The 25,852-nt window shown below is 57.2% G+C and carries 29 protein-coding genes; 9 read left to right on the top strand and 20 right to left on the bottom strand.

Annotated elements, in window-relative coordinates:
- Nucleotides 1-8: 8 nt before the first annotated feature.
- Genes ACFFSY_RS21145 through ACFFSY_RS21160 form a run of 4 tightly spaced genes read right to left on the bottom strand, consistent with a single transcriptional unit; the run spans nucleotide 9 to nucleotide 3,179 of the window.
- Nucleotides 9-1,217 (bottom strand): hypothetical protein, encoded by a 1,209-nt coding sequence (locus ACFFSY_RS21145; protein ID WP_377497746.1) that lies wholly within the window; start codon nucleotides 1,215-1,217, stop codon nucleotides 9-11.
- Nucleotides 1,218-1,229: 12 nt separating this feature from the next.
- The gene (locus tag ACFFSY_RS21150) at nucleotides 1,230-2,066 is read right to left on the bottom strand and encodes a hypothetical protein (RefSeq protein WP_377497748.1); all 837 of its coding nucleotides are present in this window, start codon (nucleotides 2,064-2,066) and stop codon (nucleotides 1,230-1,232) included.
- Entirely contained in the window at nucleotides 2,063-2,752 is a 690-nt protein-coding gene (locus tag ACFFSY_RS21155; protein ID WP_377497750.1) for an ABC transporter ATP-binding protein, read from the bottom strand. Before ACFFSY_RS21155 ends, ACFFSY_RS21150 begins: the two co-directional genes overlap by 4 nt.
- Entirely contained in the window at nucleotides 2,745-3,179 is a 435-nt protein-coding gene (locus tag ACFFSY_RS21160) for a GntR family transcriptional regulator (RefSeq protein ID WP_377497752.1), read from the bottom strand. The genes ACFFSY_RS21155 and ACFFSY_RS21160 overlap by 8 nt, the downstream gene beginning before the upstream one ends.
- 296 nt (nucleotides 3,180-3,475) lie before the next feature.
- Here ACFFSY_RS21160 and ACFFSY_RS21165 point away from each other — a divergent pair, with 296 nt between their 5' ends.
- The 5 genes from ACFFSY_RS21165 to ACFFSY_RS21185 are packed head-to-tail and all read left to right on the top strand — an operon-like array spanning nucleotide 3,476 to nucleotide 7,029.
- Nucleotides 3,476-4,390, top strand: a complete 915-nt coding sequence (locus tag ACFFSY_RS21165; RefSeq protein ID WP_377497754.1) for a decaprenyl-phosphate phosphoribosyltransferase — start codon at nucleotides 3,476-3,478, stop codon at nucleotides 4,388-4,390.
- A gap of 31 nt (nucleotides 4,391-4,421) precedes the next feature.
- Nucleotides 4,422-5,054 carry an HAD-IB family hydrolase gene (locus ACFFSY_RS21170; RefSeq protein WP_377497756.1) on the top strand — a complete coding sequence of 211 codons (633 nt, stop codon included), beginning with the start codon at nucleotides 4,422-4,424 and terminating at the stop codon, nucleotides 5,052-5,054.
- Nucleotides 5,042-5,371, top strand: coding sequence for an EamA family transporter (locus ACFFSY_RS21175; RefSeq protein ID WP_377497758.1), 330 nt, complete (start codon nucleotides 5,042-5,044; stop codon nucleotides 5,369-5,371). The genes ACFFSY_RS21170 and ACFFSY_RS21175 overlap by 13 nt, the downstream gene beginning before the upstream one ends.
- The gene (locus ACFFSY_RS21180) at nucleotides 5,361-5,678 is read left to right on the top strand and encodes an EamA family transporter (protein ID WP_377497760.1); all 318 of its coding nucleotides are present in this window, start codon (nucleotides 5,361-5,363) and stop codon (nucleotides 5,676-5,678) included. The genes ACFFSY_RS21175 and ACFFSY_RS21180 overlap by 11 nt, the downstream gene beginning before the upstream one ends.
- Nucleotides 5,679-5,712: 34 nt before the next feature.
- Nucleotides 5,713-7,029: a DUF6080 domain-containing protein gene (locus ACFFSY_RS21185; protein WP_377497762.1), complete on the top strand. Its 1,317-nt coding sequence runs from the start codon at nucleotides 5,713-5,715 to the stop codon at nucleotides 7,027-7,029.
- 121 nt (nucleotides 7,030-7,150) lie between these two features.
- On the opposite strand, the gene ACFFSY_RS21190 is transcribed toward ACFFSY_RS21185, so the two are convergent.
- Both ACFFSY_RS21190 and ACFFSY_RS21195 read right to left on the bottom strand, forming a co-directional pair.
- Entirely contained in the window at nucleotides 7,151-8,191 is a 1,041-nt protein-coding gene (locus ACFFSY_RS21190) for a potassium channel family protein (protein WP_377497764.1), read from the bottom strand.
- A gap of 158 nt (nucleotides 8,192-8,349) precedes the next feature.
- Entirely contained in the window at nucleotides 8,350-9,114 is a 765-nt protein-coding gene (locus tag ACFFSY_RS21195; RefSeq protein WP_377497766.1) for a MerR family transcriptional regulator, read from the bottom strand.
- A 173-nt stretch (nucleotides 9,115-9,287) separates the two neighbouring features.
- Here ACFFSY_RS21195 and ACFFSY_RS21200 point away from each other — a divergent pair, with 173 nt between their 5' ends.
- The gene (locus ACFFSY_RS21200; RefSeq protein ID WP_377497767.1) at nucleotides 9,288-9,674 is read left to right on the top strand and encodes a hypothetical protein; all 387 of its coding nucleotides are present in this window, start codon (nucleotides 9,288-9,290) and stop codon (nucleotides 9,672-9,674) included.
- 114 nt (nucleotides 9,675-9,788) lie between these two features.
- Nucleotides 9,789-10,523, top strand: a complete 735-nt coding sequence (locus tag ACFFSY_RS21205) for a ZIP family metal transporter (RefSeq protein ID WP_377497769.1) — start codon at nucleotides 9,789-9,791, stop codon at nucleotides 10,521-10,523.
- A gap of 52 nt (nucleotides 10,524-10,575) precedes the next feature.
- Here ACFFSY_RS21205 and ACFFSY_RS21210 read toward each other — a convergent pair whose 3' ends face one another.
- From ACFFSY_RS21210 to ACFFSY_RS21260, 11 genes are all read right to left on the bottom strand, one after another.
- The gene (locus tag ACFFSY_RS21210) at nucleotides 10,576-11,100 is read right to left on the bottom strand and encodes a hypothetical protein (RefSeq protein WP_377497770.1); all 525 of its coding nucleotides are present in this window, start codon (nucleotides 11,098-11,100) and stop codon (nucleotides 10,576-10,578) included.
- Nucleotides 11,101-11,240: 140 nt separating this feature from the next.
- Nucleotides 11,241-12,233, bottom strand: coding sequence for an NAD-dependent epimerase/dehydratase family protein (locus ACFFSY_RS21215; RefSeq protein WP_377497772.1), 993 nt, complete (start codon nucleotides 12,231-12,233; stop codon nucleotides 11,241-11,243).
- Between the two features lie 194 nt (nucleotides 12,234-12,427).
- A complete protein-coding gene (locus ACFFSY_RS21220; protein ID WP_377497775.1) occupies nucleotides 12,428-12,721 on the bottom strand; it encodes a HesB/YadR/YfhF family protein in 294 nt (97 codons plus the stop codon).
- Nucleotides 12,722-12,757: 36 nt separating this feature from the next.
- The gene (locus ACFFSY_RS21225; protein WP_377497777.1) at nucleotides 12,758-13,699 is read right to left on the bottom strand and encodes a M15 family metallopeptidase; all 942 of its coding nucleotides are present in this window, start codon (nucleotides 13,697-13,699) and stop codon (nucleotides 12,758-12,760) included.
- On the bottom strand, nucleotides 13,602-13,913 hold the full coding sequence (locus ACFFSY_RS21230) for a Dabb family protein (RefSeq protein ID WP_377497779.1): 312 nt from the start codon (nucleotides 13,911-13,913) through the stop codon (nucleotides 13,602-13,604). The genes ACFFSY_RS21225 and ACFFSY_RS21230 overlap by 98 nt, the downstream gene beginning before the upstream one ends.
- A gap of 208 nt (nucleotides 13,914-14,121) precedes the next feature.
- Complete coding sequence (locus ACFFSY_RS21235; RefSeq protein WP_377497781.1) at nucleotides 14,122-15,141, bottom strand: aromatic ring-hydroxylating dioxygenase subunit alpha; 1,020 nt, start codon at nucleotides 15,139-15,141, stop codon at nucleotides 14,122-14,124.
- Between the two features lie 66 nt (nucleotides 15,142-15,207).
- The gene (locus tag ACFFSY_RS21240; RefSeq protein WP_377497783.1) at nucleotides 15,208-16,242 is read right to left on the bottom strand and encodes a BMP family protein; all 1,035 of its coding nucleotides are present in this window, start codon (nucleotides 16,240-16,242) and stop codon (nucleotides 15,208-15,210) included.
- 28 nt (nucleotides 16,243-16,270) lie between these two features.
- Nucleotides 16,271-17,815 carry an ABC transporter ATP-binding protein gene (locus ACFFSY_RS21245; RefSeq protein ID WP_377497785.1) on the bottom strand — a complete coding sequence of 515 codons (1,545 nt, stop codon included), beginning with the start codon at nucleotides 17,813-17,815 and terminating at the stop codon, nucleotides 16,271-16,273.
- Between the two features lie 25 nt (nucleotides 17,816-17,840).
- Entirely contained in the window at nucleotides 17,841-18,779 is a 939-nt protein-coding gene (locus ACFFSY_RS21250) for an ABC transporter permease (RefSeq protein ID WP_377497787.1), read from the bottom strand.
- 16 nt (nucleotides 18,780-18,795) lie between these two features.
- Nucleotides 18,796-19,917, bottom strand: coding sequence for an ABC transporter permease (locus ACFFSY_RS21255; RefSeq protein ID WP_377497789.1), 1,122 nt, complete (start codon nucleotides 19,915-19,917; stop codon nucleotides 18,796-18,798).
- A 22-nt stretch (nucleotides 19,918-19,939) separates the two neighbouring features.
- Nucleotides 19,940-21,283 (bottom strand): amidohydrolase family protein, encoded by a 1,344-nt coding sequence (locus tag ACFFSY_RS21260; RefSeq protein ID WP_377497791.1) that lies wholly within the window; start codon nucleotides 21,281-21,283, stop codon nucleotides 19,940-19,942.
- A gap of 230 nt (nucleotides 21,284-21,513) precedes the next feature.
- Between ACFFSY_RS21260 and ACFFSY_RS21265 the strand changes: the two genes are divergently transcribed.
- A complete protein-coding gene (locus tag ACFFSY_RS21265) occupies nucleotides 21,514-23,184 on the top strand; it encodes a PucR family transcriptional regulator (RefSeq protein WP_377497793.1) in 1,671 nt (556 codons plus the stop codon).
- Nucleotides 23,185-23,432: 248 nt separating this feature from the next.
- The gene (locus ACFFSY_RS21270; protein ID WP_377497795.1) at nucleotides 23,433-23,810 is read left to right on the top strand and encodes a winged helix-turn-helix transcriptional regulator; all 378 of its coding nucleotides are present in this window, start codon (nucleotides 23,433-23,435) and stop codon (nucleotides 23,808-23,810) included.
- A gap of 131 nt (nucleotides 23,811-23,941) precedes the next feature.
- Here ACFFSY_RS21270 and ACFFSY_RS21275 read toward each other — a convergent pair whose 3' ends face one another.
- The 3 genes from ACFFSY_RS21275 to ACFFSY_RS21285 are packed head-to-tail and all read right to left on the bottom strand — an operon-like array spanning nucleotide 23,942 to nucleotide 25,851.
- Nucleotides 23,942-24,424, bottom strand: a complete 483-nt coding sequence (locus tag ACFFSY_RS21275; protein ID WP_377497797.1) for an LURP-one-related family protein — start codon at nucleotides 24,422-24,424, stop codon at nucleotides 23,942-23,944.
- A gap of 27 nt (nucleotides 24,425-24,451) precedes the next feature.
- On the bottom strand, nucleotides 24,452-25,399 hold the full coding sequence (locus ACFFSY_RS21280) for an ADP-ribosylglycohydrolase family protein (RefSeq protein WP_377497799.1): 948 nt from the start codon (nucleotides 25,397-25,399) through the stop codon (nucleotides 24,452-24,454).
- A gap of 11 nt (nucleotides 25,400-25,410) precedes the next feature.
- Nucleotides 25,411-25,851, bottom strand: a complete 441-nt coding sequence (locus ACFFSY_RS21285; RefSeq protein WP_377497801.1) for a hypothetical protein — start codon at nucleotides 25,849-25,851, stop codon at nucleotides 25,411-25,413.
- Nucleotide 25,852: the final 1 nt, after the last annotated feature.

Genomic DNA, 25,852 nt, shown 5'->3' on the forward strand with positions numbered 1-25,852 from the left:
CCGTACGTTTAGTACATGAATTCAATATTGGTTGCCTGCCAATCGTGAGAAGCAGCGCGCAGCTTGTCTGAATTGTCTTCCGGTGTTATTTTCCCTTTATAAATGACCTTACCGTTTGATCCATCCAAAGCGACGATCAAGTTCCCCGAAGATCGGGGATCCAATAGGAGCAGATAAATCCGGTCAGCTACGATCCGAATCATCTGAAGGGATGATGCACCAAGTGATTCAAATTTAAGTTCGAAGTCCGACTGCCGTTTAGTCACGAGATCATGACGGACAACCTCTATGCTTTGTTTGTCGTTATCGACCCTCGCAACATAAAGGGCGTCATTCTCTACCTGATGAACATATTGAAATTCCTGATTATATAGCTTTTCGCGGCGGGCTTCGCCTATTGCCGTGATCTGACCGGTTTCGTAGCGGAAAACGAAGGTGCGGTAAATCAACCGGGGGTTGCCATTCGCATCTAAATCGGACGCATCGTGTTCTTCAGACCAAAAACCGGCGTAATGCTTCGCCTCCGCTTCCCCGTTTCCGCCCATGAACCGAACTTCGAATTTTGGTTTACTCGATTTGAAATCAAGCGGTACATCTCGCATGTAACTGCCTTCCAGATCGAACACATGGTCAACATACATTAACGCCATTTCACCCCCGTTACCTACTCTTTTTTGCACCAAAACATGAAGTTCCTTCCCGACTACCTGTACATCGCATACGACCGCCCAATCGTTCGTATCGGGCGTTGGCATCTCCATCTCCTTATGGATCGTCCGCCCGCTCTCGCGGTCCAGCAGATCGAGGAGGATGGAATAGGATGTTGCCCGATTTGACCGGGTGACCACGTCGGCATAGACTAGCCGCTGTTCATCCGCATACATATTGCTCTCCACCCATTTCTTCCGCATGAAGCCGCGATGATCCTCCAGCAGCTGACGGTAGAACGGATAGTCCATCCACAGTGGATGAGGCCGATCTAGCAATCCTTCATCCGGGAGGTAACGGCTGCCTGTCGCTGTAATCTGGAAGATGTTGGCCTTTATCCGATTCGCGAAATTGCCCGTTATCCGAATCGGAGCCGCCGCTTCCGGATCTCCCTCCATGGTCTCCAGTTTGAAGGCTGGCGGTTCTTCGGACGCGCCAACAACGTAATAGCCCGCAATTCCGCTTATGCCAAACAACGCGAGAAATATCGATAACCAATAGCGTCTCATGCCAATCCCCTTTTACACGGTTATTTTGCGACGCAGGAGCCGGCAACCCAGCCATACCGATAACCCCGCGATGACGAATAAAATTGCCAGCTCAATGCTCACGATCTCTTCTTTATATAAGTAAGCGCCCTCCCTGTACATTCCCATCCAAAGAATAGGAATTACCGCCGCAGCCGTGCAAGCCAGCAGATACCCTAAAGCATATGCGATCCCCGGCCAGCGATAGCTTCGCTCGATTATGATGGCCGTGAAGACGACCAGCACGGCAACGATGCCAAGACCGTAGTTGAGCGCGAAATCCGCCAACTTCTTCGGCATAAGGTACTCAAGTACCCGCGTGGCGTCGACGATGTCCACGAAATACGAGTCCGCCTGGCGATCGCCCGGCACGACGGCGCCGAAGATGAGGCTGCCAATCGCAAGCGCAAGTGCCTGGAAAGCTAACGCAGCAAAGACGAACACAAGAAACGCCGACAATTTCGACAGGTAAATGGAACTTCTGGCGGAAGGCAGGATAAGGAGCCGGTAAATGAACGTATTGCGGCCAAGCCAATCACGGTACCAGATGAACAGAATATAGATGCCAAGCGAGCAGATAACCGCAATCACGGGAGTGCTGTAGAAAAATTGCGCGCGGTAGATCGCTTCGGCGTAAGAGATTCTGTGATCCGCCAACGCCGTGTGAAATCCGGTATTGTACTTCTCGAACTCACCTAATTGCGCCAACATTGTCCGCGCGCTCCAAACTAACGCCCCCCACTGCACAAGCACGACAAAGCCCAACAGCGCCGCCAAAATATACCTAAACCGGTGAATCTCCATATGGACGAGCTTCAAATAACGATTCATGCCAAGTACGCCTCCCTCATCACGTCCACGACGGATTTGCCTTCCGCGTCGCGCATCGCCTCGCATTTGAAATCACGCAGCACGACGCCGTCCGCGAGGAGCACCGCTTGATCGATCAGATGTTCCATCTCGCCGATCTCGTGGGTCGTGAGGAGTACGCCGCGTCCTTCGATCAAGTCGCTGGCGAATACGTCCGCGATCATCTCCCGACTGAACATATCGATGCCCGAGAACGGTTCGTCCATGAGCACATAGTCCGAATCGAGCGCAAGACCGGTCACTAAGTTGAACTTGGCGGCCGTCCCCTTCGATAAATTGCCGATGCGGTCGGTTGCGGACAACCGGAAGAACTTCATCAGCTCCGCCGCTTTCTCTCCGTTCCAGTTCGCATAGAAGTCCGCCATGAACCGCAAGCCTTCCCAAAGCTTCATAGACGGCGGCAGCGTCAGATGGTCCGGTATGAACGAGACACGTTCATAGACAGCCGGGCCGATCGGATGCCCATCGATCAGAATACGCCCAGACGTCAATGGAGTCAGCCCCATGATCGCTTTCATCAATGTGGACTTGCCCGCTCCGTTGAGACCGATCAAACAAGTGACCGCGCCCTTCTCCGCCTTGAAGGAGACGCCTTGCAATATCGTTCGACGCCAATACCGCTTGCGCGCCTCGATGACCTCAATCATCCCGCTCCGCCTCCCGCTGTGAAGGAATGGCCTGCTCTTGCATCTGCTGTTCGAACTTGCGCTTCACTAGCTCCGACAGCTCGTCCGCGGATATCTCGATCGACTTCACCGAGGTCAAGAAGACCTCGATGGCGCTCTCCAGCAATTCCGAGCGGATCGCCCGCAGCACGTCCGCATTCGTCGTAATGCGGCTGGGTGAATTCCCTTCGGTCGTAATCAACTTCTGTTCCTCCATCTCTTTGTAGGCGCGCTGCGCCGTATTCGGATTAATCTTCAGAAGGGATCCGAGCTCCCTTCGCGAAGGAATCGCCTGACCCGCCATCAGCAAGCCGGCGGCGATCCGTTCCTTGAAATGCCTGACGACCTGCAAATAGACCGGATCGCGGTTGTTGAATTGAAGTTCTGTCCATGTCTCGCCTGATTTCATTGCCCAACCTCGCATTCCTCCGAAGTGTGTGTACTAAGTAGTTCATACACTTTAACTGTATTATGGCCTTCATACACAGGATCGTCAACCCTTATTTGGATTTGACTGGAACTTTCGGCTCGTCATAAGCGTCTTATATGGTGGCATTGACATATTCTCAAGCTGACCTCCCAGTATTTGACTTGCTTCGAACGGTTCATTACTATGGTAAAGATGTGTAACCATGATAGATTATGAGTTTGCTAGCAAACTCCACCTGGTCTCACTATGATTCGTAAGCGGAGGTTAATTGTTCCATGTCATCCCTTAAAACCAATGTCGAGCATCCTGCGTCCCTGCGCGATTACGGCGTCCTTCGTCTGCTCTTCGTCCAGCTGCGTCCGAAGCAATGGAGCAAGAACGCGCTGCTCTTCGCGGCGCTGCTCTTCTCGTTCGAACGGCTATCCGTAGCCTCGTTCTTGAATACGCTGGCTGCGTTCCTGCTGTTCTGTCTCATATCGGGCTGCGTCTATATTCTGAATGATTACGTCGACCGCGAGGCAGACCGCAATCACCCGCAGAAGAAACACCGGCCTATGGCGTCCGGTCAGCTGAATCCCCAGCTCGCGCTGGCGTTCGGAGGACTACTGCTGCTGCTTTCCTTCGCCTGTGGATACGCGCTGCATCCGTTATTCGCCTTGGTGCTGACCGTCTATTTCGCGCTCAACGTCTCGTATTCGTTCAAATTGAAGCATGTCGTGATCATCGATATTCTCGTCATCGCCGCCGGCTTCGTACTGCGCGCTATAGCGGGCGGTATCGTCATCCGGGTCACGTTCACGCCGTGGTTCCTGCTCTGCACGATGCTGCTCTCGCTCTTCCTCGCCATTGGCAAACGGCGCCATGAATTGACGCTTCTCTCCGAGGGCAGAGGCGAGCACCGGAAGGTACTTGCCAAATATTCGGTCGCGCTGCTCGATCAGATGAACAGCATCGTCACGACGGCAACGGTCATCAGTTATTCGTTATTCACGTTCACATCGGGCCGGACCATTCATTTGATGTGGACGATTCCGTTCGTGCTGTACGGCATTTTCCGTTACCTGTATTTGATTCACGTGGAGAAGAAAGGCGGCGCGCCGGATCGGATATTGTTCGAGGACAAGCCGATCTTAATCACCGTCGTATTGTACGTCGTTAGCGTTATCGCGATCTTGGCGATATTCGAGTAATATCAGCATTCGCCAGAAGGAGACATGAACGTTGCATCCAGTCGCCCTATTCGATATTGATCACACCCTTATTAGGCGGGATTCCATGCTGTTGTTCGTCCGATACGGCTTGGCCAAGAAACCGTCAACGGTCGTCCACTTGGCGGCCATGGGCTTCTTCACCGCCTTGAGCAAATTGAAGCTCGTCCCGCTCGAGCGTGCGAAATCCGCGTTTTTCCAGGCAATCCGCCATATGGACGAGGATGATTTGGCCGCATTCTATACGCAGCACCTGGAACCTGCGATATACCTCGAAGCACGCGAAGAGATGCGCCGGCGCAAAGCGGAAGGCTGCCATATCCTGCTCGTTACCGCGTCACCAGATGCATACATGAAGTATTTCGAACGATTGCCCGAGGTCGATGGCGTCATCGGCACAAGACTGGCCCGGAGAGGAACACGTTATCTGAACCGAATCGAAGGTCGGAATTGCAAAGGGGAAGAGAAGGTGCTGCGCATACGCGAATATTGCGGCAGCAAAGGCATCGCGATCGATCCGGACCGATCTTATGCCTATTCCGATTCACTCTCGGATCTGCCGATGTTCGACCTCGTCCGCCATCGGTATTGGATTAACGGCCGCGGCAGCCATCCTCTGGTGGAGGTGCTGCAATGGCGAAACTGACCGGCAAACATACGGGCAAATGGCTGATGATGGTATCCGCGTTCATGACCGCCACGGGGCAGTTATTTTGGAAGTGGGGCACCTCCGACTTTCTTTATCTGGGCTTAGGATTCCTCTGCTACGGCATCGGCGCCGTGCTCATGCTGAAGGCGTTCGCGCTGGAGAAACTGTCCGTCGCCTACCCGCTTATGTGCATCAGCTACGCCGTCGCGCTCGTATACGGGGACCTCTTCCTCGGCGAAGACTTGACTTGGAAGAAAACAGCGGCGATCGCGCTGCTTGGGGTGGGGGTGACGTTGACCTCATATGACGACTAGCCTTCATTTCCTGCTGTTAATCGCCATGACCGTGTTCGGCTCGTTCGGCGGCGCATTCTTCAAACGATACTCGGCGCGCAAGCAATTCATGATGCTGTCCGCGGGCGGCGCGTGCTACGGGACCGGCGCACTGCTCAATATTTATTTGTTGACCAAGCTTCCGTATACGCTCGTCCTGCCGGCCAACTCGCTCACGTTCGTCTGGACGCTGCTGCTGGCCAAATGGTGGTTTGGCGAGAAGATCGGCAAATTCAAGATCGCGGGGACGCTCGTTATTATGAGCGGACTTGTATTGCTAGTCCTATAACCATGCATGAAGATTACGAGATAGGTGGTAAAGAATGAAGTTTCTAGCTTCTTGGTTCACGAGCAAGCGGGATGCGGCCGTTGGCGCCCTGATCGCGCTCTTGGTCGCACTGTATTGCATCATGTTGAATTTGCCGTTCATACGTTTCATGGATGAACAAGCGTCGCTGCTTGCAGAGCATAGCCCTTTCTACGGCGCGCCGTTCACGTTGAACTTGTTCAACTTCGATCCCTCGCTCTATTACGGGTTCGATAACGCCACGATCATTCACCCGCTCTTCAACGTGATCAAAGGCGCGCTGGCCTACATAGCCGTCCATCTTGGCGGTAACTTGTTCTTCCTGGTCCTTCAAGCTTGCCTGAATGCGCTCAGCGCCGTCATGATCTATGTCTATCTGCGCAAAAGCAGCCCAGGATCGGGCATCGTCGTTCCTGCCGCCTACGGTCTGCTGTTCGGGATGAGTTCCTACAGTCTGTTCTCTTCCCTCGTGCCGGATTCCTATCCGTACGCGCAGTGCTTCCTGCTGTTGTCCGTCTTGTACCTGCAGTACAGCCGCCAGCGGGGGCAGATCTCGCCACTGCCGACGGCAGCTTACGCGCTCGGGCATTTCGCGGTCACATCGACCAATGTCGTCCCGTTCGCCGCATCGGCGTTCGTCACGCTGTTCCGCAAGCCGTATAAGACTTCCATCAAGAAGCTATTGTCCGCAGCAGGCTTGCTGCTCGTCCTAATTGCCATCGGCACGCTTGTGCAAGGGCTCCTCTTCGACGGCCATTCCTGGGCGAGCGACTGGCGGAACAATCTGAGCAGCGGCGGCTATTCCTATGTTGCGCCCTTCTCGCTGCCCCACCATTGGAAAACGGTCTATATGCTCTTTATTTCACCCGTCCTCACGCCGACGATTCGGCTGCTGGACCCCGGCATCGTCGCCTTTGTCACCGACCTGTCGGCGATGTACCCGCTCTACGTGACAGTTGGCGGAGGATTCCTGCTGCTGCTCGCCGTGCTGGGGTTCGCACGATTGATCCGCAGTTATGAGGCTTGGATGCTTGGCTCCTACATAGGGTTCGCGCTCGCACTGCATATCGGGGTCGGCTATGGCCTGGCTACCTTTCAATATGATCTCTATCTGTATGCCGGCCATTATATGTTCGCCCTCTTGCTGCTCGGCGGCCGCTTCCTCATCGAATTGAAGCCGGGGACAATGCGAGCGATCTTGACCGGCGTGCTGCTGCTCCTGGTCGTCGTGACCGCCGGCAACAATATCGTCAAGCACGCGGATGCGCTTGACGTCATCCGGCAAGGCTATTCGGACATGCAGTCGCAAGCCGGCGAAGCGAAGCTCAAGTAATTATTGAAGTCATCGAATTAAGCCTCCGAATCATTGGAAGCGTCAGCTTGTCATCGCACGTGGTCTCCCTCATAAGATGAGGGCATGTGATGCAGCGCGTGTCCGCTTTCCGATCTGGAGGCTATTCGTGATTCCGAATGCGCGCGAACGTCGCGTCGTTGCAAATGACGAACAACCTCGCCTGACGCGGCAGCGGCTCGTCCAGCTTGCGGATGATGCTCAAATCTTTGCGGTCCGCAATCAGATTAGCCCCTTCCCGCTTCAGCGCCTCGAAAGCTTCGCCATAGGTCTGCCACTCGCCGCGCGGCGCGATCTCGCGCAAATCCTCGCCGTATGAATCGCTCAGCAGCTGCATGAATAGCTGGGATGCCCCTTTATGCAGCGAGGATTTGGCCATCATGTGCGAGGTGGACTGCTGCGACAGTATGAATTCATCGACGTTGGCATACGCGAAATTCCGCTCATGCGCGGCCTTGACGATTTCCACGATCGTATAGATATCCCGGCCGTCCGCATTCGCGCTTCGTCCGTAGTGCTCAATCGAGGTCGCGATCATAAGCGTCTGGCCGTCCGCCTTCAGCGGGTCCGTCTCATCTACCGGCGCGAACACGATCACGCTGCTGCAGCGCTCCACGCGCGCTTGAGCTAACGTCTCAGGCATCGTCGGATCGCCTTGCACATAGTGGAACCGCACATGACTGAATGGAGCATGCGCCAGCCGATCGATCAGCACGACGTCGCGTTTCGGATCGGATTGCAGCAGCTCTTCCACCGTAGCCCGGCTCTTCTCCTCCGACCAGCCGATCAGCACGTAATGATCCTCCTTCGTATATGGCAAACGCCCTTCCTCCTTGCTCCGTTTTACTTTCAGAATTTGTTCCGTAATTCTTCCCACGATAGCGCCAATCAAGAACAAGCCGGTGAAAATAACGAAGATGCCGAGCGCCATGCCCGGCACGGTTACCGGATAATAGTCTCCGTAACCGACCGTCGCCGCCGTGACGACCGTCCACCAGAATCCTTTAAACACCGTTGGGAATCGATCCGGCTCGAGCACGTGAATCATGCAAGAGCTGAATAGAAAGAAAATAAAGCTCGAGGCAGCCAGCGCTTTGCCGTTAAGCCGAGAGGCGGCAGTATAGATTTTGAGGAGCAAATGCAAGACGCGCGACCTCCCCTGAGCAATGGTGGCAAACTGAACTATATGCTAGTATTTATCCCGTCTTACAATTTATCCTAATCATCTCCGACATGTGCCCGGATGAACGGAAGAAGACCGTGGTCTCCCCACGGTCTTCTCACTCTTGCTTGCTGCCTCGGTTACTGCTGAAATCCGGTATAAATGTGGATCGCGTCGCGCAAAAACTCGGCCATGCCCGGCTGCGCCGCATCATAATACGCTTTGAAGCGTTCGTCGTCCACGTACATTTGGGCCACGCCGGCATGCGCTTCTTTCGTGTATTCGCTCCAATAGAAGCTGATCCATTGACGGTGTAGATCCGCTGCCTTTTGCGCCAGCGATCCCGCCGGATCGCCCGTGGTCAGCGCCTGCGCCAGTGTCTCCTTCACTTCTTCCGCAAGACGCGTCAGCGCCTCGTGTTCATCCTGCGTCATATTTTTTAGTTTCGTGTTGCTCTTGTTGAACACGTCATCGCCGTATTTCTCCCGGATTTCCTGTCCATATGCGGCCTCGTTGTCGTCGATTAATTTCTGCTTAAACCCTTCGAATTTCTCCTGGTCGCTCATCGTCGTTCTCCCTTCGTGGACGGCAATCGTCTTCTCAACGTTCAGAATCAATTGGTCCAGCTGTTTTCGTCGGTCCAGCAGCTGTTCGCGATGCGCTAGAAGCGCTTTGGTTCCGTCGAATGACGGCGCATTGACGATCGTCTTGATCTGCTCCAGGCCAAAACCAAGCTCGCGGTAAAATAATATCTGCTGCAATCGATCCACCTCGTCCTGACCGTAGATTCGATAGCCTGACGAGTTGATTCTGGCCGGCTTCAGCATGCCGATCTCGTCGTAATACCGAAGCGTTCTGGTGCTGATACCCGCCAGCTTACCAAGCTTCTGCACCGTGTATTCCATTGTTCTCGCCTCCCGACACCTTTACTGTACAGGTTTACGCTGCGTGAAGGTCAATCCTTTTTTTGTCGTCCAATATCCGGTATTATTATGGCTGATCCAGCAACAGGTAATAGCGATTACGAAACGTCGGCACACTAAGCCCATATCAAATGAAAACGAAGCAGGTGATCAATATGAGCCAGGAAACACCCGAATTCACGCTGGCCGAGACGTTGGGCGGCAAATGGCGTAAGCTGGGGCCGGGCGTTCGCGCCGGCACGCTGCTGGTCGAGATGGGCGACGCCGCGCTCGTCAGCTTGCACATCAGCTCCCAGCGGCTGGACATTATGCTGAAGGACGAGCAGGGCGTGTTTCAATACGCCGGCGATTTGACGTTCGAGGATTTGGATACGGAGGGCAAACTGCATCTTCATAGCTGGGCGATCGAGCATATTCATATGAACAACCGGCACATTCTGATCGACAACCCACATAATGATCTGACAAGCCTGTTCGTCAAAATCAGTCTGGCTAAGCGGCGCGAGGCCGAGCAGCGCTTCTTGCGACAGGACGATGAGTAACCGTATCCGGACTGCAATCCAAAAGTCGCCGCATGCTGCACACCCTTTAAGTAGCGGTAATCCTCCCAGCCTCGTCCACATATACTGTTCCATCAGGGATCGACGGAGGAACGCATGGAACAATATTTGGTGCTGTCGGGGCTGTCCGCGGCGGGAACGATCGCCGGAAGCTTGCCCGCGCTTCTCATTCGCAATCTCTCTCACAGAAGTAAAGATATTTTGCTCGCTTACAGCGCCGGCGTCATGGTCGCCGCTTCGACGTACGGTCTCATTCCTTCCGCGCTCAAGTTGTCCAACCTTTACGTCCTGACGTTTGGCATATTGCTCGGCACGATTTTGCTCACGCTGCTGGAGCGATACATCCCGCATACCGATCCCGTCCATGACGCGGACACTGCCGCCGTCTCAACTGCTTCCCGCATGCTGCTGATTATGTCAATGACGCTTCATAATTTGCCCGAAGGATTGTCTACGGGCATCAGTCTCGCGGACCCTGAGCCGCATCTGGGGGCAATCGTCTCGTTCGCGATCGGCGTACAGAACTTGCCCGAAGGCTTCCTGATCGCCTTGGTTTTCGCCACGGCGCAGAGCCGGATGTTAAAGCCGATCCTCTACGTATGCGGCGTGACGGCAGCGGAGTGGCTCGCGTCGCTGCTCGGTTACAATTTCGGCAGCGAGCTGCGGTTCCTCATCCCATACGGGCTGGCTTTCGCCGGCGGCGCGATGCTGTATATCGTCTATAAAGAATTGATTCCCGAGAGCCACGGCGATGGCAACGAGACGCCTGCCACCTTCGCCTTCATCATCGGCACGCTGACGATGATCGCGCTGACGCATGGGTTGGATTAAGGGATAGAAAGAAAGGAGAAGCCGCCCCGAGTCTCAGGACGGCTTCAAGTAGTTAGCGCTGCATTCGGAAATCGTCCGGCGACTGCCGGATCACTTTTGCCAAACGCGCGATCAAGTTGTCCGCGGCAACAGCCGTCAGCCGCTCGTATGCATCGGCGAAAAACTTCCTCAACGCGTCGTCCCCATCTAAATCCTCGCGTTGAACGGCATGAATCTCGGTTAACGACTTTGGATGGCCGCGTCGGCCAAGCTCGGTCTCGATATCCGACAATAAGGCGTCGAATGCCGGCGCGCCGAGCGCTATCGTCTTCGCCCGCAACGACTCCCACCTGCCTTGTGCCATGAAATAGGCGCTCCACCAGTATGTCTCGACGGCCGATTCAAGCACATGCACCAAATAGGAATAACTGATAAACAATGCCTGTTGATTGGACGTGAGCCGACGAAAAAACCGCGACACATCCCCGTTGGCCGCGCTCACTTCCTTGTAGTCCGCAAGCAGCGGACGAAAACATTTCAGCACCAGCTCTTCATCGTTCATCCCGCGCATTGAATACGACGCTACATTTTCTGGCAACTTCCCATCACTCCTTCATAGCGATTGTAGCCTCGCGACAATGGAAATTCAAGGGAATTATAGACGATTAATATCGTCTTCTGATCTCGTATTCAACTTGAACTGCAGCATGGATTTCAGCATGATCTGTTCATCGGCCTTTAGCCACGTTCAGCATAAATGCGAAGCAAAGTTCGCTCCTTATCCGCATCGAGCCCGGCTCTCCATTCGCCCTCAGGCCGACTGTCGCGGCACCAGTCGAGCGTGGCCGCAACCGTCTCGCTCAATGGACGGCAAGCAAGTCCCGCCTGCATCGCACGGTCGACGTTGACCGCCATGAAGCCGGGCCAATTCATCTTCGCCGACACCCAGAGCGGCAGTTCCACCCACTCCGTCACGCCGTGCTCATGCAAGAACGTCTCCTCCACCCATATTGGATTCGACTCCGCGGCCGACGCTTGCCGGCAAGCTTGAACTAGAGCGCCCGTCGTTACTCGGCCTGCAGGCTGCGTCGCATTGAACGTTCCGCCCGTTCCTGCCTCCACCAAACGCAGCGTCCATTCGGCCAAATCCCGCACGTCGATGAATTGTATGCTTTTCGCGGGCACGCCTGGCACGATCACATCGCCTCCGGTCATGAATCGCCAAGGCCAGTAGGCGAACCGGTCGGTTGGATCGTCCGGTCCGACGATGAGTCCCGGACGGATGACCAACGCGCGTTCGCCGAACGCCTCGCGCACCTCTTCTTCGCACCCCGCTTTCAAGGCGCCATAGTGGGCGGCTACGTTCTCCTCGGCCGGATCTTCAAGCGCAAGGAGCGGCGCATCCTCGTCCAAGTTCAGCACCGAGAAATCCGCATACACGGAGACGGATGAAATAAACACATATTGATCGGCGCAGCCCGCAAGCAATTGCGCCGATTGCCGAACGACTCGCGGCACGTATCCGCTCGTATCGACGACGACGTCCCATTTCCTGCCTGCCAGCGCGTCCAGACCGCCATCGCGATCGCCGTGAATATGTTCCGAATCCGGGAACAATCCCGGATTCGTCATTCCTCGATGAAACAACGTCACGCGATGCCCGTGGCGCAGCGCGACTTCGACGATATGTTTGCCCAGAAATTTCGTACCCCCGAGAATAAGCAAATCCATCCTATTACCTCCTTCGATCCGTTACTAGCTAAACGAATCACCCTGCCGCAAAGATACGAGTCCGTTCAAAATGTTCGCCGGCTTGGGCGCATTGGAACGCACGGTTCCACTTTAAGACTTACGCCGCCCCCTCCTATTCCAGACATGCCAAAAAGACGCGCAGCCATCGCCACGCGTCTTCTTCGTTGTCCGCTCTACTCGCCCTCCACGTGAATGTAGCTCATCTCCCGCTTCGCATCGTATAAAATCTGCAGATCGCGGTTGTCCAAATACCACAGTTGGTCCTCCAGCATGTAGAACTCGACACCCGCCTCCACGGCGGACATCCGCGGCGAATCGGACGGCTTCTTCACGATGCCAAGCGACAAGCCCGGCTGGACGCTGCCGCATCCGCCAAGATAGACGAATAGTTGAAGCTGCTCCCCGTCGCTTACTGCCAGTTCTTCCTTATACCAGCGCGCGGCCATGGGGTCCACGAATATTTTCATGATCACACTCTTCCTCTCTCTAGTTGCATCCTTGCCTTATTGTACATCAAAATCGAAATATCGTTTGGGGAACGGTTCCTTCGTCAGCGTATAATGCCACCATTCTTTGCTGTAGGCCGTAAAGCCGCGCCGTTCCATCGCCGCCTTCAGCAACGCCCGGTTCGCCCGCTGAGCGGCCGTCACGAGCTTGGACCCATGACTGGACTCGAGACCGAGCCGATCGAACGGACTGCCCATATCGACTTCGCGTCCGGCGTACGTGTTCACTATTGTCAAATCCACCGTGCTGCCGCGCGAGTGGCCGGAACGTTTGGCCAAATATCCGTCGAACAAGTCAGCCTTGTCCACTTCGGGGTAGAACACCTGCTTCATTGTCGTATCGTCAGGATCTTTCGCCCACCGGATAAAATGCGCCACCGCTTTGGCCGGCCGATACGCGTCGTAGATTCTCAGCATATAGCCTTTCTTCGCGAGATCGGCGCTGACGAGTTGGAGCGCATTCGCGGCTTCTTTGGTTAGAATCGCCAGCGGCGCTTCATAGCCATCGATCCGAGCGCCAACGAAGTTATAATCGGTATAATAGCGAATATCATACTGCGCCTTCGGAATGACTTCATCCACATACACGAATCCTGCCGGGAGCTTGCGTTTTTTCTCGATGCCGTCAAAAGTGTCGTACACCTGCGTGGACGCCTTAGCGGTCGTCGAGGCTGCAGCCGTCATCGGAACCGTTGTCGATAAGGAACGTGCGCCCAAGCCCGAGGCATTCTGGGCAAGTGCCGACGACGACGCGGTCGGCATGACGATGGCCCCGGCCAGCAGCCCAGCCGATGCGATGCCCGCGATGAGGCGGTTCAGCCCGCCGATCGCACGGCTTGCTTTAATCCGCATGACGCACCGGGTAGTCGATGACGACGACATCGTCCAGAATGCCGTCCAGCAGCGCGACGAATCGCTGATGCGCCGGATGCGGCCCATACTGCCGCAGTGCCTCCTGGGTCTCGAACGTCACGCGCAGCCCGAGCGTATAGCCGCGGATGTTGTCCGTCTCTTCCGTCTTGTTCGCTCCCGCCGTCAGCTCGAGTATGCCCGGAATGTCGCCCTTCATGGCGTATAACGCGTCCAGCAATTCACGTTCCTTCGCTTCGCCAAGCGGCGCCCTGAATTTGAACGCGACCAAATGCTCCACCATAGTCTTGCCTCCTCTTCCCCGTTGTTCTTTATTCACAGTACCTTTTTCCAGAAGTCAGTACAAGTCCGAGGCTTATTTGTCCTTGCATTGTCACATTCCACAAGGCCGAATGTCCTGTCTGCTAGAGATCTCTCGCTGAACCAGCAGAAGCCAAAAAGCCGTTCTCCATATGAAGAACGGCTTCCGCTACCTAATCGAGCTTCGCTCGTCAGGTCGTCCCGATTCGCACGCCCATCCCGTTAATCCATCGCCGGTAGGCGACGGACAAGCGGTCGGCCTTGTGATTCAGTTCGGTCTGCAGATCGAGCGGCAGCAGCTCCGGTTTCTGCGTTTCGATAATCCATTTGTCCTGCTCGAAGACGGTATCCTGAAACTCCATGAACTGCCGATCGTCCACGTCATGCGCGTAATTGCGGGACACCGGCATGTAGACGACGCATCGCTTCTCCGAGACGGGCAGTACCGTCAGCATGATCCACAGCGTCTGGCCGGTAGCGGCGTCGCGCTTGGAGAGACGTCCGGCGAGCGGCCGGAAAATCTCCTTGACGTAGACGTAGGTCGTGCCTTCGCGGTGATCCGAGCCGGAATGCGCGACCGGCTGGAAAATCGGCACGTCGCCGGTATAGACGCGGTCTTCTTCCTTGAACACTTCGAACTCCGGCAGCTCCGCATAATCCGGATGGCCCAGCAGCCCCCCGTGAACGTACATGAGATGGGCGAAATCCGTGAAGTTCTCGATGACGCGCGTGCCCGCCGCTTCCACGACGTAGGGGCCGCAGACGAGCGGCCGGTATGCGGGGTCTTCGAACTCCTTGAAATCCGGCAGCGGCGCACGGGGCTCGCCGAGGCATACCCAGACGATGCCGTATTTCTCTTGGCAATGGTACTTCGTCGCCTTCGCGCGAGGCGGGATGCGGTCGTCGCTGCCTTGCGCCGGAATACAAACGCATTGGCCCCCGTCGTCGTATTGCCAGCCGTGGTAGGGGCAGACGAGCCGCTCGTTTTGCACCCATCCCTTGGACAGCATCGCGCCGCGGTGAATGCACAGATCGCGCAGGGCATGAACGCCTTTGCGATTGCGGAAGATCGCGACCCGTTCTTCGAGGATGGTCACCGAGACCGGTTGGTCGGTCACCTCGCGGGATGCGCACGCCGGGTGCCACTCGTTCTCCAATACAGAATCGCGCAAATGGGTCGGAACGCCCGTGGAGATTGTCGTCTCATTCATTTTCCCATCGCCTCCATTTGGTTATCGTTATGATGCGGCCTGCGCCGCTTGCATTCGTTCAGCCGTTTATTCGTTCTTCATTGCAAGCGTGCCGTCCGTCATCGCCTTCACCGTCGCGTCGATCTTGTCTTTGACCTCTTGGGACATGGTCGCGTCGAAACCGTGATAAGGAGCTAGATACACCGCGCCTTCTTTGACCCCGAGCGTCTGCGCCTCCGGCTTCATCGTGCCGTCCATGATGCTTTTCACGACGACGGCCATTGCCTTCGGATAATCCTGGATGACGCTCGTCACGACGGTATCCGGCGCGTTCGGATTCTGATCCTGGTTCGAGCCGATCGCAAGCACGCCCTTCTGCTTCGCCGCTTCGATGCCGCCCGTGCCGGCTTGGTTGGCGTTGGTCATGACGACGTCCGCGCCTTTCTCGATTAGCGAGATGGCCGTTTCCTTCGCCTTGGCGATGTCGTCGTTGGAGCCGGTCATCGTCGTGAGCACCTCGATGGACGGCACGGTCGCCTTCGCGCCCTCCTCGAAGCCCTTCACCGAATTCGTCATTGGCGGAATATCCGTGCCGCCGATCGCCGCCACCGTTCCCGACTTCGACATGAGCGCTGCCACCGTCCCCATCAGGTAGCCCTGCTCGCGGTTGTTGATGCTGATCGACGCGACGTTCGGACTTTGGCTGACGCTGGCGCTCGTGACGAGAAACCACGTATCCGGGAAGTCTTGGGCCACAGCCTTCATCGGGTCCGCGAACTCGAAGCCGTGCCCGATAATGACGTTGTAGCCGTCGGTCGCGTAGCCGCGAATGAACTCGGTCATGTCCGAAGGCGTCACTTTCTCGGAATATTGCGTTTGCGCCCCAAGCTCGTCCTTGATCTTCGTTAAACCGTTGTAGGCGATCGCGTTCCATCCGTTATCGTTCACCGGTCCCGGCGTCAACAGCGCGACCTTGAAGTCGCCGCCGCCCTCGGTCTTGTCAGAGGTTCCGCCCGAAGCTTCCTTCGCGTTGCCGCCGCAGGCGGTGAGCGCGAGCGCCAGCACCATGACGGCCGTCAGCCACAATCCCGATTTCAAACGGTTGCTCGTCTTCCTCTTCATCTTGAATTCCCCCTGCAATCGTATTGGATTAAAGCCCAGCCATGCGTAAACCGATCCGCTCGGCGTCCGCGTCCGCGCGGTCGACGATGTCGACGATCCTCCCTTTGTACATAACGGCTATTCGGTCGGCCAGCGCCAAGATCTCTTCGAGTTCAGTCGAGATCAGCAGAATGCCGCAGCCCCGCTCCCGTTCCTCCAGCAGACGGCGATGCACGTATTCCGCGGCGCCTACATCCATCCCCCGCGTCGGCTGCATCGCCAGCAGAATATCCGGCCGAAGCATCAGCTCTCTGGCCAGCACCACCTTCTGCTGATTGCCGCCAGACAGCTTGCCCGCCGGGTGGTCGACGGCCGGCGTCCGGATGTCGAACGCCTGAACTGCCCGCGACGCCGCATCGCGTATTCCCTTGCGGCTAAGCATTCGGTATCGGCTGAACGGCGCCTGCCGGTACTGCTTGGCGATCAAATTCTCGCCGATGCTCATCGGCAGCATCAGTCCTTCGCGGTGACGGTCCTCCGGAATGTAGCCAACGCCGCTTCCCATCATCGCCTTCGGACTCGGCTGCTTGATCATCCGTCCGCGGACAGCGATGGAGCCGGCATGTTTGGTGCCGAGGCCAAGCAGCGCTTCGCACAACTCCCGCTGGCCATTGCCGTCAACGCCTGCAATGCCGAGAATCTCGCCTTCGCGCAGGTCGAAGTTCGCGTCATGGATCACTTGGACGCCGTTCTGCCAGGCAGACAAATTCGCGACCTCCAACAGCTTCTCACCGTCTTCACGCGGCTTCCGATCCGCTGGAGGCTGAATATCGCGGCCGACCATCAGCCTCGCCAGTTCCCCCGGATTCGTGTCCCGCATCGGCATGGACGCGATATGTTTGCCAAGTCTCAGTACGGTGACACGGTCGCAGAGCGCCTCGACTTCCTGCAGCTTGTGGCTGATGAAGACAATCGTCTTGCCCTGTTCCCGAAGCGCGTGAAGAACACGGAATAGATCCTCTACCTCCGGCGGCGTGAGCACTGCCGTCGGTTCGTCCATAATGATGAAATCCGCGCCGCGGTACAGCGTCTTCATAATCTCGACCCGCTGCTGCTGGCCGACGGACAGTTCGCCCACCCGCTTGCGGGGATCGACGTCCAGACCGAACCGTTCCGACAGCCGTTCGATCTCCGCGCACGCTTGGGACAGCCGAAACCAAGGGGTGCGCCGCTTCATTCCCAGCACGACATTCTCGGCCACGGTCAGAGCGGGGACAAGCATGAAATGCTGATGGACCATGCCGATTCCTATCTCCATCGCAGCCCGAGGCGATGCGAACGACACCTGGCTTCCGTCATAGAAGATGTCCCCTTCATCCGGCGTTAGCAGTCCGGAGAGCATATTCATCAGCGTGCTTTTGCCGGCGCCGTTCTCGCCCAGAATGGCATGAATCTCGCCTTTATAGATTGTCAGATTCAAGCTATCGTTGGCGATGAAAGCGCCGAATCGTTTCACGAGGCCGCGCGTCTCCATGATCGGCATTTTCGTTTGCGGCAACCCGTTTTCTTTTGCTGCTTGAGCCGTAATCGCCATTTGACCGCTCCTCTCCCCGCTTCATCTATCCGTTTCGGTTCGCCGCGCTCTTATACGGAACGCCCGTTGCCGCGGGCTGCTTCGTTCTGCCCGAGAACCACGCAAGCGCGATCATGGTGAGCAGATACGGGAACATGAGCATGAATTGATATGGAATCTCGATGCCCATCGACTGGAAACGCATTTGGAGCGCATCCGCCCCGCCGAACAGCAGCGAACCAAGCAGCGTGCCGGACGGCGTCCATCGCCCAAAGATAACCGCAGACAACGCGATGAACCCGCGGCCAGCTGCCATGTTCTCGGTGAATTGGTTCAAAATGCCAAGCGACAGCGCGCTGCCGGCGAACCCGGCCAGCGTCCCGCCGATCCAACAGCAGGCGTAGCGAACGCGATGCACCTTCACTCCGAGCGTATCCGCGGCCAACGGGTTCTCCCCGACCGCGCGTACTCGCAATCCCCACGGCGTCCGGTACAGAAGGAAGCCAGCGAGCGGAACGAGGAGGAATGCCCCGTATGTGATCGCATTCTGCTCGAACAACACCGGTCCGACCCCTGGTAGATCGGCCAGCAGCGGAATACGGATGACGGGGAAACCGCTAACCTGCACCGCTTCCGTCCCCATGCCGAGCAAGCTTCGTCCGAAGACGGTCGTTAATCCGAGTCCAAGCAGATTCATTGCCGTGCCGATGATGACTTGGTCCGCGCCCGTCGTGATGACAAGGAACCCGAACAACAAGCCAAACAATCCGCAGACGATCGCCGCCGTCGCAAGTCCCATCCAGACGCTGCCGGTATAATAGGCGCCGAGAACGCCCGCAAGCGAACCGATCAGCATCATCCCTTCCATGCCGATATTCAAAATACCGCTGCGGGACATGAACAGAATGCCGAGCGCCGCGAGCAGCAGCGGCACCGACAGCCGAATGGCGGAGGCCGCGTAACTGATCCACATCTCTTCTCCCATAGCGCTCCCCCTCCTCCTACTCGGTCAGATTAAGCCGCGCGTTCGTCCCGGCGACGCTCGTCTTGCGAGCGCCTCGCGTCAGCCTGGCGATAAGCGTCTTCTTGTATCCGCCCAGCCAGTACTTGTTGCACAGCATCATCATGATCATGATGGCTTGAATGACGTACACGAGCGAGGTGGACGCGCCCGTGACGCGCTGCATCGCGTTGGCACCGCTGCGCATGCCGCCGAAGAGCAGGGCCGCGCCGATGTTGCCGATCGGACTCGCGCCGCCCAGCAGGGCGACGGCAATCCCGTCATAGCCGTAGCCCGGCGAGAAGTTCTGCATCAGCCGATGTTGGATACCGGCAATCTCCACATATCCCCCGAGACCGGCAAGTCCCCCGCTGACCATCATGACGATCAGCAGATTGCGCTTCACCGGGAAGCCCATGACCTCTGCCGCCCTGCGGTTCAAGCCTGCCGAGCGTATTTCATAGCCCCAGGTCGTCCGGTTCAGCAGCCAGTGGAGCGCCATCGCCGTCACGATTGCTAGCGCGAAGCCGTAGTGCAGTCTCGATCCGAACAGCTGCGGCAGGATCGCGGTCGCCGGCAGCGGCGCCGATTGCGGCAGGCTGCCGCCCGCTTCCTTGAGCGGACCCGTCACGACGTAGCTGATCAGGTAAATCGCCGCATAGTTCAGCATGATCGTATTGATAATTTCGCTGGCTCCGCGGCCGACCTTCAGCGCGCCCGCAATCCCGCCCCATAAAGCACCCCCGATGATCCCGCACAGCAGCGCGAGCGGGAGTTGGAGCGCCATCGGAAGCGGAGGCAGCAGCAGCGCGGCCATCGTGCCCGTCATGGCCCCGAGGTATAGCTGGCCTTCCGCGCCAATATTGAACAGCCCGCACCGGTAAGCGAAGCTGTAGCTAAGCCCCGCGAATAGCAGCGGCGTCGCCTTCACGAGCGTCTCCTGCACGCTGCTTGCGCTGCCGGCAGCGCCTTGCCAGATCAACGCGTACGCCTGCCAGGGCGAGACGCCGGCCGCGGCCATAATCAGAGCGCCGGCGAGCAGCGCGAGCGCGATCGTCAGCGCGAAGAACAATGCCTCGACCGTCCAAGCGACCGCTTTGGCAGAAGTATCCTTGTTCGCCATTCCCTTTCCCCCTCAGCAGCGTTTAGTCCCTCGCGCCGAATACGGCATACGCGCCGGCAAGCTTCTCCCGAAGTTCGTCGACCCGGCGCTGGGCGCGCCGGATAATCTCATCCTCGTCGACCCGCGTGCAGCGGCCTTTCTCGACGACCAGGCTCCCGTTCACGATCACGGTGTGCACGTCGTTGCCGTTCGCGTTGTACACCAGCGCGGATGAATAACGGTGGACGGGCGCGATATGCGCCTTCCGCAGATCCACGATCGCAAGGTCGGCTTTCTTGCCCGGTGCAAGTGTCCCGAGATCCACCTCCCTGCCCAGCGCCCGGGCGCCGCCGCGCGTGCCCATCTCCAGCACCTCCATTGCGGGCAGCAGCGTCGAATCAAGACGCTCCACCTTGTGCAGGCAGGCGGTGAACTTGAGCACTTCCAGATTATCCTGACAGTTGTTGCTGCCCGGTCCGTCCGTGCCGAGCGCAACGTTGATGCCTTTCTTCAACATCTCCGGCACGCGGGCGACGCCTGAAGCCAAGTACATATTGGAGACGGGACAATGGATGACGGAAGCCCCCCGTTTGGCAAGCAGCTCGAGTTCGCCGTCGTCTAACCAGATGCCATGCACGACTTGCGTGCGCGGGCTTAGCATCCCTACCGCTTCCACCAGCTCCAAGTTGCGCAGGCCGAACCGGCCGAGCGTATTCTCGATCTGGTCGCTCGTCTCCGCCACGTGAATATGGGTAATGAGACCGCGTTCTTCGCTGAAGCGAGCCGCCTTCTCCAAGAAGCCCCGCGAGCAACCGTACAAATTGAGCGGCCCCATCGCGATCTCGATTCGTCCGGAAGCCGCGCCGCTCCACCGGTCGAGCAGCGAATCGGTACGGGCGAAGATGGCCGCTTCGTCCTCCCTTAACCGCGGTTCGTAGCTGAGATCGACGCCGCCTCTAGCCAGATAGCCGCGGATGCCGGTCTCCTCCATCGCCCGCAGCACGCCATCGGTGTTCGCTTCGGCGGTGTGGACATAATGATGATCCATGACCGTCGTCGCGCCGGATTTCAAATTCTCGATGCAGCCGATCAGCGCGGCCAGATGGAAGTCCCCGGGCTCCATCGCGAGCGATCCGGGCCAGATCACCTGGCGCAGCCAATCCGACAGCTTATAGTCGTCCGATACGCCGCGCAGGAATGTCTGAAACAAATGCGTATGTCCGTTGATCAGCCCCGGAATGACTGCCATACCGCTCGCGTCAATCGTCCGTTCGGTTTCGGAACGCCACCGTTCCACGCGTTCTCCCGTCATGCCCCCTACATCGACGATACGATCCCGCTCGATATACACGTACCCGGGATCATACACCGTTCGTTCCTCGTTCATAGTCAATACAGCCCCGTTTTGAATCAAAATCCGGCTCATTGCGATCGCCTCACAAATGTAAGATAAGATAACACGTATTTGATGTTTCTCATCATAAAGGATTGAATAACGTCCTGTCATTGGCTATAGTAGACTAATATCGGTAGCGATTTCAGTCAAAATAACCAAACTCGGCAATCAAATCAAACCTTAACCTAACATACAACGTCACGCCAAGGAGGACGACTCGCATGTTACTGGCCGATTTGTTGGAAACCCCTATGCTGAAGAACACCCGCATCGTCGCGGGAGGCGGCGCTCTACAGCGCCTCGTCTTGTCCGTTAACATGATGGACTCCCCGGATATTTTCGACTATCTCAAGCCGCACGAGCTGCTGCTTACGACCGCCTACGCCATTAAGGACGAGCCGGATATTTTGGTGAAGCTGGTGCGGGAGATGTCCTCGCTCGGGTGCGCCGGTCTCGCCATTAAGACGAAGCGGTATTTGGACGAAATCCCGGCCGCCGTGAAGGCGGAAGCCGACCGGCTCGACTTCCCGCTGCTGGAGCTGTCGCTCGACTGCTCGCTCGCCGAGGCGCTTCATCAGATGCTAAGCCGGATCTTGGAGCATCGAACAGAGGAAATGCGCTGCGCGCTGGAGCGCCATCGCAAGTTCTCGGATATCATTCTGGAGGGCAAAGGGCTGCAGGATATGATTGACGCGCTGGCGGGACTGCTCGGAACGCCGGTGCTGCTCGTCTCTTCGAATGCGGAAGCCATCGCGCGTTCGGGGCATTTCGATCAGGAGATGTATAAGCTCGCGGCAGACGGTCTTCAAGATCGGCTCCCCGCGGCATCGCCTGCCGCGAAGCCGGTCGCGATTGACCTTTCGTATCCGGCATCGCGGTGGATTTGTTACCCGATCGTCACCGATCAGCCGCAAGGCTATCTGCTTACGCTGGCAGGGCGGGAAGACGAATCGGACGCGCTCGCCTCGCTCACGGCAGAGCAGGCGGTGAACGTCATCCGCTTCGAGCTCATGAAGCGCCAGGCGGTCAAGGAACGCTCGCGCCGATATAAATCTGATTTCTTCTCCGACGTCGTGGATGGCCAGATCACCTCCGAACAAGAGCTGCTGCACCGGGGCAGCAAATACGGAGTTAGACGGGATACCGTCTATTTGTGCGTCAGTATTGCGCAGGACCTGATGCGAACGGACGATACGGCGCGAGGCGGCAAGCTGGCCAATGTCGATAAGGATCGGTTATATGGATGGGTGAAGAGCGGAGCGAAAGCCCAGGGGTTGTCGTTCATCTTGTTCGACAAGCATGACGGTCTGGTCATGCTCATCCCGTTGCGGAAGGACGCGCTGCAGGACCCGCTGGAAGAAGAATATGCATTAAGCGAGCGGTTGAAACGAATCACGGAAGAGGTGTTCGCGTGCAGCGGCGCATCCATCTCATTCGGCGTTGGCAACGCGGCTGACACGGTGCTTAAATTACCGCGGGCATACCAAGAATCCGTCGAAGCGCTTCACGCCGGCCGACGCGGCCAAGCACGTCGATTCGTCCAGTTCTACCGCGTGAAAGAACTGAACGATCTGCTCCGCATGCTGCCGCAGGCCGACATGGCGGAATTCGTCGGCGATACATTTCGCCGCCTGAACCAGTTGGAGGTTAAGGAACGAGCCGAACTCCTCCGCACGCTCCGGGCTTATTACGATAACCACTGCCATATCGCGGATACGGCGAAGCAGCTGTTCGTTCATCGCAATACCGTCATTTACAGACTCGACAAATGCGAGCAGCTAACAGGAAGGTCCCTCCTTTCGGTGGCCGACAGCTTGCGCTTTCGGGTCGCCTTCCAAATGGAGGACGTCATAGGCGCGGCACCGCCGAGAACATCGCAAGATCATGTATAGCATGATGCGCACCCCTGCTTAATCAGCAGCCCCTCCGGCATTCGACGCCTAGAGAATGACCTGTAGCAAGGAGTGGATATTACCTGCCAATATCGTAATAATAACTATGGAGATGATTCATTCCTTTGACTGCCAGCCGCGGGCCGCTTGACGAATTCGGCTTCGGGTGCAAAAATAGCAAAAGTACATGGAGCGGTATTCGCGGCGCAATCCGGCAAGGAACGCCGCAGGCATTAGGAGGTGCGGTCATGATCAAATACAACATTCCGGTCGAAGCCTCGCTGGAAGTCATCGGCGGCAAATGGAAAGTCGTCATTCTCTGTTATCTGACCAAAGGGACCCGGCGCACGGGCGAGTTGAAGCGGCTCATGCCCGGCATTACCCAGAAGATGCTGACCCAACAGCTTCGCGAGCTGGAAGATGACGGCGTCGTCACCCGCGAAATCTACAATCAGGTTCCACCCAAGGTCGAGTATTCCTTGACTCCATATGGATGGTCGCTCAAGCCGATCCTGGACGCGCTGTGCGCCTGGGGCGAGCACCATATTGAGAAGAATTACCCCGATAAGTCGGCAGTGCTGCTCGATACCGAGGAGCTAGAGAAGCAGTTAAGCATGCAAGCTTAGACCCTCTCATACGCGGCGGCTGTGCTCGCCAAATATATAAAGCCTGGAGGACGACGCAAGCGAACTTGCGCGGGCACCCAGGCTTTATTGTCGTGCAATGGCAGAGACTCAAATTGACCAGGACTTGCGGGTCAACTACGCTGCCGTTTCTGAATTTCATTCATCCCGAGGATGACGGCCACCCACTCGTAGGCGTCCACGGAAGTTGGTGCGCAGCTCAGCCGGTAGGCGGATGAAGAGAACCAGCCGCTTACTTTCTCGAACGTCGCAGCCAGCTGTCCCTGCTCATCTCGAATTTCATATTCGCTCGAGAATGCCTCGGCGCGAATTTCGTAAACACCTCTGCCATACGCCTCGTATTCGAACTTCTTCGAGAAGAACGCTATGCGGTCCCGCAAACGCCCGCACGCCGTTCCATCCGCGCCCGTAATGGTCCATTTGCCCGAGAAGAACGGGAACTCTCCGCTGTAGAGTGCGCCGCCCGCCCCGTCGAACACTTCCAGCGACGATCCGAACGAGCTCAGCAAATCGACCTCGCCGATCTTCTCTTGATCCCCGCTCAGAATATCGGTCGTCCCGGAGTTGAAAAAATTGTCCCGAAAGTACAATTCCATATCGCCCGCACCTCCTGCTTCATTCCGCTACGCGCGATTGGGGTTAGTCTCGCACGCCGATCCGAATCGTTCGCACAGCGCTTCGATGTCGCCTAGCCGCGCGAGCCCATTCACCCAATGCTCCGGGATCGCCGAAGCGCCATACAGAATACCGGCCAAGCCGCCCGCAACCGCGCCCGTCGTATCCGTGTCTTCGCCGAGATTGATCGCGGCGAGCACCGCCTCCTCGTAGGAAGACGAGCGGAGCAGACACCAAAGGCTGGCTTCCAACGTATGCACGACATACCCGCCGGAATGGATTTCATCCCGAGGGATGTCCGTAATGCCGCCAATCAGAATGCGATCGAATCGCCGAAGCTCGGTCTCGCTGCCGAATGCCGCCCTGATGGTATCTGACGCGCTTGCGATACTGCTTGGCAGCGATAATCCGTCCAGTAGGCCCATTGCGATCTCTACGTAAATCGCGCACGCGATCACGGATACCGCATGTCCGTGCGTGATGGACGATACTTGCCGGATGACCGTCATCCGCTCCTCGAGCGGCGCGCTTCTCAGCCAATAGGCAAGCGGAAGGATTCGCATGAGCGAGCCGTTGCCGTTGCTGTTCTCGCTGCGACCGCCCGCCAGATCGGGCCGTATGATGTCGTCGTTCAGCCTTTCGATGGCACGAGCGGTCGCGATGCCGACGTCGAACACGCGGCCGTGCGGCGTCCAGCGTGATTTGTACAACCAGCCGGTGAATTTGTCCGCGATGTCGTATAGATCGACTTCGCCACAATCGGCCACGCTCTCCATGAGTGCGAACGTCAGCGAGCTGTCGTCCGACCACGTCCCCGGCGGCTGATTATGCGACTGGTAGCCGATCATGTCCGTAATCGGCGAAGCATCCATCTCGTGGCGGGACCGGAACTCGGCCGGCACGCCGAGCGCGTCGCCCACGCACAGCCCGAGAATTCCATCTCGAATCTTACTCATCCTATCGCTCCTTATTTCACGACCGTAATGCCTTGCTCCCGTCCGAACGCCTCCAGCGCCGAACGTACCCGTTCCAGCTCCGACTCGTCGCCCTTATACCGGTACACGCGCTCCACCGGATTGCCGATGTTCAAGTGGATCTCTGCCGACTTGCCGTTTAACCGGACCTGCTTCACGTCCGAGGGCCGGATCAACGCGCCATCCATTCGCAATTCCATCCGATCGACCCGCACATCGGCAAGCTTCCGCTGTTCCTTCACCGCTAACGCCAGCAATGCTCCCAACCCTGCGATCAAAAGGAGCTGCAAGCCAACCATCCACCACGTCCAACCATCGAGTGCAATGCTCATGGAGGTCGTCACGGGTATAAGCGCAACGAGGGACGTCATGAACAGAAAATATCGATTATAGGTTTTGCCTGCCTTAAAAGTAACTTGCGACTCGCTTGTCAAT

Source organism: Paenibacillus aurantiacus (assembly GCF_042431225.1).
GTDB lineage: Bacteria > Bacillota > Bacilli > Paenibacillales > Paenibacillaceae > Paenibacillus_Z > Paenibacillus_Z aurantiacus.